This window comes from Sphingobium abikonense NBRC 16140 (assembly GCF_001598335.1).
Classification (GTDB): Bacteria; Pseudomonadota; Alphaproteobacteria; order Sphingomonadales; family Sphingomonadaceae; genus Sphingobium; species Sphingobium abikonense.
On the sequence record NZ_BCYT01000006.1, the window covers coordinates 157659 to 170587 of the forward strand.

Genomic DNA, 12929 nt, shown 5'->3' on the forward strand with positions numbered 1-12929 from the left:
GCCCCCGCTTCGGCGTCCATGCGAACGCCATCCCCAGCCTATGACCTGCCGAAGTGCAGTGGCCCTGTCGAGTGACAAATTTCTAACTATCGCAACGTCATTGGCGGCTCTTCCTAAGGGGCGGAGCGACGGAACCGCGTGCTGCCGGCGATCCCGTCGTTACCTTTGCTGGGGCCTATTTGACGACAGGCGGGCAGGCGGGGGTTTCGCTGACGCCTTCGGTCAGGATCGAGCGGATGCTGACCGACAGGCCTGCGTTCGCCGACAGACGCAGCGGCGTGCCCACCGCGTCGAAGGTCGCGCCGGCGTCGGCAAAGCAGCGCAGGGGGACGATCAGGCTGGATGGCTGGCCAACCGGCAGCGCCGCCACCTTGGCGCTGATGTCGAGGCGCGCGCCGCCCAGGCTCAGCGTGATCGGCGCGCCCTTAGCGGCGTCGACGCGCCAGTCGATGCGCAGGGCGAAGGCGCCGTTCAACTGCCGCGTCATGTCGACGGGCGGGCCGTCGATCGCGATGGCGCCGGGGCCGGTCCAGACGAACTGACGCGCGTCCTCCTGCGCGGAGACGTCGACGGCGCGGGCCGACACGCTGCTGTCGATGCCGAGCCGCCAGGGATCGACCACCTTGCCGGTGCGCAGGAACAGGCTGTCGCTGGCGGCGGGGCCTTGCGTGACCTTCGGGTCTTCGTTGACCGGTCCTTGCGCATGGGGGTGGGCATAGTCGAGGCCATAGCCCATCGGGAAAAGCGGCGCGGCGACGGGGGAGCGCGCGTCCGCGGGCCAGGCGAAGGGCAGGCGGCCGGTGAAGTCGCGCGCGCTCTTGCCATCCTTGCCCGCGACCAGCACGTCGGCGACACCCTGGCCCTGCGTGCCGGGCAGCCAGGCGGCGACGAAGGCGTCGGCGGCGTTGATCTGCGGCCCCATGAACAACGGGCGGCCCGACAGGAAGACGGCGACGGTCGGGATGCCGCGCGCCCTCATGGCTTTGAGCATGGCCAATTCCTTGTCGCCATTTTTGAACAGCAGATTTTCCGCGTCCCCCTGAAATTCGGCATAGGGCTGTTCGCCAAAGACGATGATGGCGACGTCGGGCCTGTCCTGCGCATCGCCCGCAGCGTCGATGTGCGCGCTGCCGCCAGTGGCGGTGACGGCGTCGACGATCGCCCGGCCGATCGTCTGGCCGCGCGGGAAATCGGCGGCGGTGGTGTCGGTCCCCTGCCAAGTGATGGTCCAGCCGCCCGCCTGCATCGCCATATTGTCGGCGCCAGCGCCCGCCACCAGAACCTTCGCGCCGGGCTTGATCGGCAGCACCGACCCCTCATTCTTGAGCAGCACCAGCGATTTGGCCACGGCTTCACGGGCGATGGCAAGGTGGTCGGGCGCGCCAAGCTGCGCCGGGTCGCCGCGTTCGACCTGCGTCTTGCCCATCAGGCCAAGCTTATATTTGACGCGCAAGTTGCGGCGGACGGCATCGTCGAGCCGCGCCTGCGACACCTTGCCCGCGCGCACGTCGCGCACGAGGCTGTCGAACAGGCCCTTCCAGCTGTCGGGCGCCATATAGAGGTCCAGCCCCGCGTTCAGCGCGGCGGCGCAATCGGTGACAGTGCAGCCAGGAATCTGGCCATGGCCGTTCCAGTCGCCCACGATCAGCCCTTCAAACCCCATGCGGCCTTTCAGCACATCGGTCAGCAGGGTCGGATTGCCATGGTTCTTGACGCCGTTCCAGCTGGAGAAACTGGCCATGACGGTCAGCGCGCCCGCGTCGATGGCGGCGGGATAGCCCTGGGCGTGGGTGCGGATCAGGTCGGATTCGGAAATCTGGGCGTCGCCCTGATCCTTGCCATTCTTCGTCCCGCCATCGGCAAGAAAATGCTTGGCGGTGGCGGCGACGCGCAGGGACCCGAGCGGTTTGCCTGGCATCAGCTTGCCCTGAAGCCCGTCGACCATGGCGGTGGCATAGGATTTCACGAGGGCGGGATCGGCGGCATAGCCTTCATAGCTGCGGCCCCAGCGCAGATCCTGCGGCACAGCGAGCGTGGGCGCGAAGGTCCATTCGATCCCGGACCCGGCGATTTCGGCGGCGGTCGCCTGGCCGATGCGGTGAATAAGGTCGGGATCATGGGTCGCGCCAAGGCCGATATTGTGCGGAAAGATGGTCGCGCCCGGCACATTGCTGTGGCCATGCACGGCGTCAACGCCAAAGAGGATGGGGATGCCGGCGCCCGCCTTGAGCGAGGCGGCGCGATAGTCGCCGACCATCCTGGCCCAGGTGGCGGCGTCGGCCCGTTCATCGCCATAGGGGCCGCTATTGCCGCCGGCGAGGATGGAGCCGAGCGGGTAGCGCGCAAGGTCGGCTGGCGTGACGGAACTGATGTCGCCCTGCACAACCTGCCCGACCTTCTGTTCGATGGTCATGCGGGCGAGAAGCGCATCGATCGCCCTTTCGGTGGCCGCGTCGGTGATGGCTGCGGGGCTGTGCGCCTTTGGCCAAGCGGCCGGATTGGCGCGGGCGGCGGCGGCCACCACGGGCGCCTGCTGCGCGGATGCCGCGCCGGTAAGCGCAAGTGCGCTGGTGAGGAACAGGGCGGCGAAGCGCATGGACATCCTTCCTGACTTTATCTTGTGAACGTTCTCAATACTTCGTCCTGTCACCTTGACGCGGGAAAATCAAGCCTGCCGATCGGCTGCGCCGATGGAAACGCCGCGCAGCATCCAGGCTGCGCCGAGCGCCAGCAGCGCCATGACGGCAAAGAGCGCCGGGAAGCCCAGCACCGGCACGAGGCCCAGCGTCAGCGAGGGCATGATGAGCGAGGGCACCGTGTTGGTTAGATTGAAAAGGCCAAGGTCGCGCCCGCGATAACGCGCATCTGGCAGAACGCGCAGTGTCTGTGCGCTGTGCAGGGCGAGGAAGATGTTGCTTGATATGCCAAAGATCAAGAAGCCCGCAGCGGCCGTGCCGCCTGTTGTGGCGAGCGCCATCAGCGCCAGCCCGACCGCGCCCACCACCGCGGAGATTTGCAGCGGTAACGTCGGACGGCGCCTGGCGTCGGCGGCGTAGCCGGCCGCAAGAGCCGCCGGCGCGGCGAGCAGCAGGACGATCGCGAGCAGCCGGGCGACGCCAGCGTCGCCGAACCCGGCGTCAATGCCGCGCAGCCAGACATAAAGATAGGCAAAGAGCGCGGCTTCGGAAATCTGGATGAGCAGCCGGGCGAACCACATGCGGGTGGCCATTGCGCGCAGCATCGGAATGGGCGCCGCTGCCTGGGCCGGGCTTTGCGTCTCCTGTCCCGGCGCGCGGCCTGCGCCCAAGAGGATGATTGGCGCGATGCAGGCGGCGGTGATGGCGGCGACCCATGCCAGCCGCGCGGACGGGTCGGCAAGGCCGGGGATCGTCACCAGCGCGCCGGTCAACGCGCCGCACGCCGGCGCAAAGGCGAGCAGTCCGCCCAGCAGTCCCTTGTGCCGGTCGGGCACGACATCGCCAGCCCAGGCGGCGAGTGGCCCCAGCATCATGTTGAGCGCCACCTGCCATCCAATGATGAGCGCGGTGAGGACGGGCAAGGTGGTGGCATGTGGCACCAGCATCAGCAGCCCGCCCGACAGCAAGAGCCCGGCCAATACCCAGGGACGCCGCGTGCCGCTGCGGTCGCTGGCCCAGCCGAACAGGATGTTGGCAATGCTGGCGGCAATCGCGCCGATGAATGTCGTGACGGCAAGCCAATGGACGCTGGCGGGGCCGGCGATCATTTCTATGCGGACGGGCAAAAGGATGGTGAGAAAAGGCGTATAGGCGATCGCCGCGCCCGCCCAGGCCAGAGCGTAAAGCGGCAGAAAGCCCCAGCCGCCGACGCGCAGGGCGCGATCAGTCACGCGGTGCGGCGGTCGATCCGCGCTCGACAAGGGACATAGGCAGCAGGACCGGCGGCGGGGGGGGCGCGCCATCGCGCTGGGCCTGGATGAGCAGGCGGACTGCGGTCGCGGTGGTTTGCGCGATCGGCTGGTCCACGGCGGTGAGCGGCGGGGTGGTGAAGCGGACGAGCGGGGTATTGTCGAAACTGACGACCGACAGGTCGTACGGAATGTCCAGCCCGGCGTCGCGCGCCGCTTCGATGGTGGCGAGCGCCATCTGGTCATTGCTGGCGATGATGGCGGTGGGCGGTGCTTCGCGACCCAGCAGTGCGCGCGCCGCGCGCGCGCCCGAGGCATAGCTGAAATCCCCCGCTTCCAGCAGCCCGTCGCAGGGGAGGTCCGCTGCGGTCATTTCCGCGCGCCAGCCATCGACGCGCCATCCCGCCAGCCGATATTCCGCCGGCCCGGCGATAAAGCCGATGCGGCGATGCCCAAGCGCCAGCAGGTGCCGCGTCGCCAGTCGCGCCGCGCCTTCGTCATCCATCGACACCCGCACGCCGGGGGGACAGGGACCATCCTCCTCCCCCAGTGCGCCGATGCGGGCATAGGGGACATGGTGGCGGGCGAGGATGCGCAATATTTCCTGATTGTCACTATGGGGCGGCGTCAGGATCGCGCCGTCGGGCTGAAGCGCGGCGAGCGCGGCGCCCAGTTCGCGCTCCAGATGATCCTCATGCGTGTCGACCAGCTCGAAGATCAGGCGATAGCCATGCTCCGCGCATTCGAGCATGCCGCCCAGCAGCATCTGATCGACCCAGTCGGTGCCCTGCCGCGCGCGCCAGTCGGCGATGGTGCGTTCTCGATCGTTGAGCGCCAGAATGAGATAGGATCGCGATCCGCTCATCCGCTGGGCGGCGATCGAGGGGACATAGCCCAGCCGGTCGATCGACGCCTGCACCCGTTCCCGCATTTCGGGGCGGACGTTGGGTTCATTGTTGATGACGCGGCTGACCGTCTGCAGCGACACCTGGGCGTCGGCAGCAACATGCTTGATGGTGACCGCCAGCCGCCGCCGCGCCATAATGCCCTATCGCCCCCCGTCCGGCGTCTTGGCGCGCGCGTCTTTCTGCCACACGCGTACCCAGTCGACCTGCATCATCTTGGGAAAACCGCCGCTGTCGACGCCCCCGTCATTGCGTCCTTCGGGCAAGTGACCGCCAATGGCAAGATTGAGGATCAGGTGGAACGGCCGGTCAAAGGGCGCGCCGGGCGCATCGGAGCCAAGGCTGTGCCATTCATGCGGTGCGCGCCGGGCATAATCGACGCCGTCTACGCGCCAGGTCATGCCATCGGCATCCCATTCGACTTCATAGACGTGAAAATCATCGAGCGCGCCGGGGATGGCGGTTTCATCGCCGATATAGCGGTTGCGCGGCGGTTGTCCGCCAAAATGGATGGTGCCGAGCACGCGGTTTTCCGTCCCGCCCGCACAGGTGGGGCAGGGCGTGCCGAGATTGACCGCCTCCATGATGTCGATTTCGCCCGATGCCGCCCACGCGCCATAGTCCCAGCCTTCCGGCAGCATCCAGATGGCGGGCCATGTGCCCTGACCCTGTGGCAATTTGGCGCGCACCTGCACCTTGCCATAAAGCCAGCCGGCCTTGCCATCGGTGGACAGGCGGGCGGAGGTGAAAGGCTTTGTGTTGGTCGCCTGCCGTTTCTCCGGCGTGGTGCGCTGGTCGGGCGGAAAGGCGGGGCCGCTATGCGTTTCGCGCCGGGCGATGATCGACAGCAAGCCATCTGCGACGCGATGATTGGCGGGCGAGGGCGTATAGCATTGCCGTTCCTCATTGCCGCCGCCCCAACAATTGTCGGCAAGTTTCCATTTGGCGGCGTCGAGCGACGCGCCGTCAAATTCGTCCGACCAGACGAGCGACCAGCCGGCAGGGTCCTTTGGCGGTTCGGCGGCGGCGGGGGCGGATGCGAGGGCCGCCAGAAGGAAGAGCGCGCACTTCATCATGCCGCCGCCACATCCTGCGCGCCGCAATAGCGCGCGACATAGGCGCCATGGTCGGGGAGCGCGGCGACGGTGCGCGACACCTGATCGCGCAGCGTGGTGAGCAGATGCTCCAGTTCCTGCGGGCGCAGCTTTGCGGCGACTGGGTGGTAGCTTTGCGGCCTGATGCCCTGCCCCATCATCACCTGCACCCAGCTGTTTTCCGCGAATAATTCCTCATTCTTGCGAAAGACCCGGCCGGTTTCGCGGAACAGCTCCATCTTGTGCGTCAGGCTGTCGGGCACGGCCATGGACGCGCAGTGCCGCCAGAAGGGCGTGTCGCGGCGGTCGGTCGCCTTGTAATGCAGGATCAGGAAGTCGCGGATCTGCTCCATGTCCGCCATTTGCTGATCGTTGAATTCGGCAATGTCGCGCGGGCTGATGGCGCCGGCGGGCAGCATGCGCAGGATGCGCAGCACGGCACGCTGAATGAGGTGGATGGAGGTGGATTCAAGCGGTTCCATAAAGCCCCCCGAAAGGCCCACCGCGACGCAGTTGCGATGCCACTGCCGCCGCCGTGCGCCAGTGCGGAAGCGGATGGGGTTGGGCTGCACCAGACGGTCGCCCTCGACCGTGGCGAGCAGCTGGTCCTGCGCCGCCTGCGGCTCCATGAAGGCGCTGCAATAAACGATGCCATTGCCCTGGCGATGCTGGAGCGGGATGCGCCATTGCCAGCCCGCGTCATGCGCGATCGCGCGGGTATAGGGTACGGGTGCGCGCACGCTGGCGGTCTGGACCGCGACCGCGCCGTCGCAGGGCAGCCAATGGGTCCAGTCGTCATAGTCGGCATGAAGCGCCCCTTCGATCAGCAGCGCGCGAAATCCGGTGCAGTCAATGAACAGGTCGCCTTCGATCCGCCGGTCGCCGTCCAGCCGCAACGCCGCGATATCGCCGCTTGCGCCATCCAGATCGACCGCGACGATGCGTCCTTCGATCCGGGTCGCGCCGTCGCCTTCGGCCATGGCGCGCAGGAATTTGGCATAAAGGCCGGAGTCGAGATGATAGGCGTAGTTCATCCGGTCGTCGGGCAGGTGCGCGAAACGCCCCGCCATCGCCGCCTTCAATTCCAAACAATAATCGTCATAGGGCGCGTCATGGCCCTGCGCCGCGCCATGCATCCAGAAATGCTGGAAGCCCGCCGACCAGTGATCCTTGCCGGTGCCGCCGAAGCTGTGGAAATAGCTTTCGCCAGGCACGCGCCAGTTTTCGAACTGGATGCCCAGCTTGAAGGTCGCCTGGGTCGCGCGCATGAAATCGGCTTCGTCGATGCCCAATATGCGATTATAGGCGACGAGCGGCGGAATGGTGCTTTCGCCCACGCCGATCGTGCCGATCTGTTCGCTTTCAATGAGCGTAACCTGCGCCACCGGACCCAGCGTGCGGGCCAGCGCGGCGGCGGTCATCCAGCCGGCGGTGCCGCCACCGGCGACGATGATGCGGCGGGGGAGGGACGGCTGTTTCATTGCGACAGGCTCCTCAACAGAAACTGGTGCATGCGGGCGGCGGACTGCGCGTCGAGCGGGGCAAGTACGCCCTGACCCTGCGCAAGAACATGGTCGCGCGCGTCCGCGCCGCCGGAAAAGACATAATGGTCGAACATGGCGCGCCAGATGGCGCGTTCATGATCGGGTAGGTCGCGGATCGTCATGATCGCATGGTGCAGCGCATTATTGGGCTGGCCCAGATAGCGGGGTGTGTCGCGCCACCAATAGTTCATCAATATGTTGAACCGCGCCAGCCCTTCGACATGATGATACCAGAGTGACGGGATGAAGAGCGCGTCGCCAGGCTCCAGCTCGGCGACCTGCGCCTGGCCGAGCGCCTCGCGAAAACGGGGATGACGGGTGAAGTCGGGCGCGGCGAAATCCACCATGGAAATGGGCCGCCCGGCCGGGGTGATGTCAATCGGGCCGAGATAGAGATTGGCGAACTGGTCGGGAGGGAACAGGGTGAAACGCCGCCGCCCCGCCACCACGCAGGCCAGATTGTCGGGAAAGTCGTTATGCGCCGCAATGCGCGTCGCATTGCCGATCCACAGCGACAGGAGGGGCGCGCGTTCGCCAAGGTCCAGCGGGTTATCCTGCGCGACGCCGTCGAAAAACTGATGGACGTCGACCGAGCCCAGATAGACAGTCGGCACCTGATCGGGCTCCAACCCCTCAGCCTTGTCGAAACCAGCGAAAATGTCGGGCAGGCGGCCCTTGCCCATGCGGAAATTGACGCCCATCGCATCGTCGTAAAACAGACGCCCGCCAATGTCGGGGCCGGCCATCGACACCGTGAAGTCGATCGGGCGGGCCTTGTCCGCCAGATAGGCGCGCACCGCCCGGTCGCCCTTCCGCGCCGCCTGCACCAGCGGCCAGTCGGCAACCAGCCCGCGCACGATAAAGGGCGTTTCTTCGCTGGCGAGCAGCGCGTCGAACGCCGCCGCGTCCGTCACCATCAACTCCCGCACCGGGGGAAGGGTGGCGGGGGCGGGTTCAGCCATGGGCGATCCGGCGGTTCTTGCGGGCGACCAGTTCGCTGAACTGCGCGACGGACGCCACCGCCATGAACAGCGGCATCAGATGCCCCGCGCCATGCAGGTCGGCGAGCGCATCGCCGTCGAGCGCCTGAAGCCGGTCTTCATTGACGATGTGAAAGCCAACGAGGCTATTGTTCGATCCGTCGATCAGCGGCACGTCGATGGTGAAGGGTTCGAGCAGGTCATGCCGCGCGAGCGCGGCAAAAAAGTCCGCACTGGCGCGATAGGCCGCGTCAAGATCGCCCAGGCGTTGGGCGATGAGGTCCAGATAGGGGCTGGGCTTGCCGGCGGCGTCAAACAGCGCCTCGCCATCCTCGCCGCCGCGCAGAATGCGCGGACTGGCCATGTCGACATGGACCTGACCGCCCGCCTGGCCATCCGCGCTCCGCCCGATCAGGAAGGGCTGCACCGCCTGGGCCAGCGGCTTGTAGCCCGCGTCCCAGTGGCCGTCCTCAAGGAAGAGGTTTTCGCCATTGTCAAATCCGAACAGCGCGACGGCGCTGAAGGCGCCGCTCGCCTGATCGCGGCGGAAGAGGATGGGGAAATGCGCCTGCGCCTGCCGGAATTCGACGGGCATCAGCAGGCAGGCCATGACAGCATCCCCCAGCTCAGTCGCGCTGTCGGTGCGCACGCGCAGGTCGCGATGGTTGAGGGAGTCGAGAAGCTGATGCTGGCTCATGACGGACGGGACGCTCCAATGCTCGGGCCTGCCCCGATGGCAAGGCCGCGCCGGGCGCAATGTCCGGCGCGGTCTTGTCCCATCAGGCGGGACGGCGATCAAGCCGCGTCAGAAATTGACGCGAATGCCCGCGCCATAGCGGGCATAGCCCGGCGAGGCGAAGAAGACATTCTGGTCACTGCGCAGATGGCCGCGGCGGCTGGACCCGGTAAGGTTGATCGCCTCGACAAAGGCGGTGTAGCCCTTCTTGAATTCCCAGCTCGCACTGGCGTCGACCTGACCATAGGCTTCGACATAATAGGGGTTGGGACCCGTGCCCGACAGGAACTCGTCGCGCCAGTTATAGGCGACACGCGCCTGAATGCCGTTCTTGTCATAGAAAAGGACGGCGTTGGCGCTGTCGGACAAACCGGTCAGCGCAAATTGTGCGACGCTGGACGGCTGGCTGTTGTCGTAGGTCGCGTCGCCCCGGACGATGGTATAGTTGAGGATGGTGCCAAAGCCCGTGTCCCAGAAATTATGCTGGATCGCGAATTCAAAGCCATAGAGATGGGCGGTCTGATCCGAATTGATCGGGGTCGTGACCTGGAAGTTTACCGGATTATCCTCGGGCAGGCCAAGTATCTTGCCGGTATAATTGCCGGTGACAGGGTCGAAGCTCTGGATTTCCACCGACGAGGGATAGTTGGCGAAGATATAGTTGCGGATCGCCGTCGTGCTGGCGCCGGCGCCAAGCGCCGCGACCGCCGCCTGATAGCGCGGACCGTCTGCCGGGTTGGTGAGGCCGAAGGCGTCGGTATCGACCCGCGTGCTGGAAATGAAGTTGCTGACCCGCTTGTCGAAGAAGCCGACCGACAGATAGCTGGCCGGGGCATAATACCATTCGGCCGACAGGTCGATATTCTTGGACTTGTAGGGCAGCAGGCCCGGATTGCCGCGCGCGCCGGTGCCGCCGCCGATGCGGAACAGCTGGTCGAGCGTCTGGCCGCCCTGCATCGAGGCATAGTCGGGCCGGGTGATGGTATGGCTGTAGCTGGCGCGCAGCTTCACATTGTCGATCGGTTCGAAATCGACGTCGAAGGCGGGCAGCCAATTGTCGTAATCGCCCCGGAAGGTGGTGAAATCGCTGCCGCCGCCAAAGACCAGATTGAATTCGTTGATCGAAACCCATTCGGTTGCCGTCGGCACCGGCACCAGCGCCGATGATTTGATCTTGGTCTTTTCATAGCGCAGGCCGGCGCGGAAATGGGCCGGGCGATTGGCGACGTCGAATTCGAAATTGCCCTGAATATAGGGGGCGACGGTGCGTTCGCGAATGCGGCGGTCGACGGTGAAGGTGGAGAGGCAATTGCCGTCGCCGCCGCAGATGCCGTTCAGATCGTCGAGGAACGACACCATTTTTTCGAAGTTGAAGGTGTAGAATTGCTGGATCATCGCCGGGTCGCCGGCACCCGACACACCCTTGAACTTGTCGGGGATGCTGGTCAGCGTGAAAAGGTCATCGGGCATCTGTTCCTTGGTGGTGGAACCGGCCCAGGTGTCGTTCTGGATATAGCCATAGGCCGAACGCACCTTGTTCTCGATATAGGTCACGCCGAAATCGAGGCTGTCGAGGATCGAGTTATCGAAATCATAGCTGCCGCGCAGCTGCGCTTCGTTGATGCGATCCTTGAAATAGGCGTTGCGGAACGCATTGCCGGTCGCCTGGATATTGCTGGCGTCCAGCGGGTCGATACCGTCATGCATGGTGACGGAAATGACAGGCAGATCCTTGGTATAATCGACCGTCTGGCTGGCGACGCCGAAAATGGCGGTGCCGACCGAGGTGCTGGTGCCATAGGGATTGTTCGCGCCGGACTCTGCGGTCGAATGATGCGCGTCCAGTTCCAGGCGCAGGCCGCCGGGGCCGTCCCAGGCGATATTGCCGCCCAGCGATTTGTTTTCAGACCGGTTTTCGGTCAGCGATCCCGAATAGGACAGGTCCTTGCCCTCATTGACGCCGAAGCGCTCGGTGTAGAAATTGGGACCGGCGACCGGACCGTCGGTCCAGCTGCTCGACACATCGTTGAAGTTGAACCAGATGCCGACGTTGGAATTGCGCACCTGAACGGTGTTGCGCGAATAGGTATAGTCGATCGTCGCGGTCAGATTTTCCGCCGGGCGGACCTGAAGCACGACCTGCCCGTTCAGGCGCTCGCGGCTGATGTCGTTGAGGTCATAGCTGGCATTTTGCTGGACCTGATAGACATCGTTGGGGCCGGGACGATTTTCGATATTGGCGAAGCGCGGATCGCCCTCCATCGGCAGCGAGCCCCAGTTATTTTCAGACCCCAGATAGCCGTCGCGCCAGCCGACATTGGCTTGGTTCACGCTAGCCTTGCGCTTTTGCCACGAACCCGTGACGGCGATGCCGAACAGGCCATCGGCAAAGGTATCGGAAATGATGCCGGACAATTCAGGCGTGATCGGGTCGCTGTTGTTGCGCGAGCTGTCATAGACGCCCTTCACCGCGAAACTGCCGCGCAGGCCGGGACGATCGAGCGGACGGGGGGTCTTGATATTGATGGTCGAGCCGATGCCGCCGGTCGGGAGCGTTGCGCGGCCGGACTTGTAGACTTCGACGCCCGCGACGCCTTCCGACGCCAGATTGGCGAAGTCGAAGGAGCGGCTGGCGGGCGCGCTGGCGCCGTCGCCCAGGCTGGATGTCGGCATCTGGCGGCCGTTCAGCAGCACCAGGTTGAATTCCGGGCCGAAGCCGCGAACGGTGACGGTAGACCCTTCGCCATTGGAGCGGTCAATCGACACGCCGGTAATGCGCTGAAGCGATTCCGCCAGGTTGGTGTCCGGAAATTTGCCGATATCCTCGGCTGAAATTGCATCGACCACGCCCTGCGCGTCGCGTTTGATATCCCGCGCGGCGGACAGGCTGGCGCGGATGCCGGTGACGACGATTTCGGCGGGCTGGTCGTCCATCGCCGCGTCCTGCGCCAGCGCCGACTGGCTGCTGAACGCCATGGCCATGGCCGACGCGCCACAGACAAAAGCCGACACACGATGTGCTTTGGAAATGCGCATATATCCCCTCCCCGTGCCGCGACTCGGCATCTGGTGCGTTGTTGTGAACGTTCACCTATTTGATAACGTTCACTTGGTCAAGCGGCGGGGAGGCTTGGGGCAGGGCGGGCTGCAATTTTTCAGAACCAAATGTGGGGCGGCCCACCGTCATGGTTGGGCCGCCCCGTGGTTATCATGCTATGCTATAGCCGTCAGGCCGGCGACATGGCGTATCGATCAAATTCCTCGCGGTATCGCTCGGTGATCATTGCCTGTTCTTCGGGCGAAGCATCCTTCGCCAGTTCCAGGAACCATGTGCCTTCCTCGGAATAGACATGATGGGCAACCGCGCCGCGAATATGCTCCAGCTTGTCGAGATAGTCCTGGCTCATCGGATCGAGCCGTTCGAGCAGGCCCATTTCCATCTTCGCGGCGGATTGCTCCTGATAGGCCAGTTCGGCATGGCCGACCTGCTTGTCGGCAGCGAGCGCCGGGTAGATTGCCGCTTCTTCCGCAATGGAATGACCGATGAGGCCAAGGGCAAGGCGCCTTTGCGCGTCGCGCCGCGCCGACGGTGTCGCGGCGGCTTTGACCGCTGCGAAGAGCGCCTCGATCTGTCGATGATGGTCGAGGATCTGCGACAGCCAGTCGCCGGGACGAGCGACCGCCTCGGCATCCTGCCGCGCCTTCACGCGCGCTTCTTCGCTTTCGGGCGGCGTCACCGCCGCAACGACCTTGTCGATGATGGACATGATATTCCTCCTTTGCG

Annotated in this window: 9 protein-coding genes; all 9 read right to left on the reverse strand. The window is 65.2% G+C overall.

From position 1 onward, the window contains the following. Positions 1-175: 175 nt before the first annotated feature. Complete coding sequence (locus SAB01S_RS09390) at positions 176-2602, reverse strand: glycoside hydrolase family 3 protein (RefSeq protein WP_062732773.1); 2427 nt, start codon at positions 2600-2602, stop codon at positions 176-178. Between the two features lie 63 nt (positions 2603-2665). Continuing rightward, a complete protein-coding gene (locus SAB01S_RS09395; RefSeq protein ID WP_062732774.1) occupies positions 2666-3868 on the reverse strand; it encodes an MFS transporter in 1203 nt (400 codons plus the stop codon). Beyond that, positions 3861-4928 carry a LacI family DNA-binding transcriptional regulator gene (locus SAB01S_RS09400; protein ID WP_062732775.1) on the reverse strand — a complete coding sequence of 356 codons (1068 nt, stop codon included), beginning with the start codon at positions 4926-4928 and terminating at the stop codon, positions 3861-3863. The genes SAB01S_RS09395 and SAB01S_RS09400 overlap by 8 nt, the downstream gene beginning before the upstream one ends. Before the next feature lie 6 nt (positions 4929-4934). Then, positions 4935-5867 (reverse strand): glycoside hydrolase family 16 protein, encoded by a 933-nt coding sequence (locus SAB01S_RS09405; protein WP_062732776.1) that lies wholly within the window; start codon positions 5865-5867, stop codon positions 4935-4937. Continuing rightward, the gene (locus SAB01S_RS09410; RefSeq protein ID WP_062732777.1) at positions 5864-7366 is read right to left on the reverse strand and encodes a tryptophan halogenase family protein; all 1503 of its coding nucleotides are present in this window, start codon (positions 7364-7366) and stop codon (positions 5864-5866) included. Before SAB01S_RS09410 ends, SAB01S_RS09405 begins: the two co-directional genes overlap by 4 nt. Beyond that, positions 7363-8391 (reverse strand): cupin-like domain-containing protein, encoded by a 1029-nt coding sequence (locus SAB01S_RS09415; RefSeq protein WP_062732778.1) that lies wholly within the window; start codon positions 8389-8391, stop codon positions 7363-7365. Before SAB01S_RS09415 ends, SAB01S_RS09410 begins: the two co-directional genes overlap by 4 nt. Next, positions 8384-9106 (reverse strand): SapC family protein, encoded by a 723-nt coding sequence (locus SAB01S_RS09420; protein ID WP_062732779.1) that lies wholly within the window; start codon positions 9104-9106, stop codon positions 8384-8386. The genes SAB01S_RS09415 and SAB01S_RS09420 overlap by 8 nt, the downstream gene beginning before the upstream one ends. Positions 9107-9214: 108 nt before the next feature. After that, a complete protein-coding gene (locus SAB01S_RS09425) occupies positions 9215-12181 on the reverse strand; it encodes a TonB-dependent receptor (RefSeq protein WP_062732780.1) in 2967 nt (988 codons plus the stop codon). A gap of 191 nt (positions 12182-12372) precedes the next feature. Further along, the gene (locus SAB01S_RS09430) at positions 12373-12912 is read right to left on the reverse strand and encodes a hemerythrin domain-containing protein (protein WP_062732781.1); all 540 of its coding nucleotides are present in this window, start codon (positions 12910-12912) and stop codon (positions 12373-12375) included. Between the last annotated feature and the right edge of the window lie 17 nt (positions 12913-12929).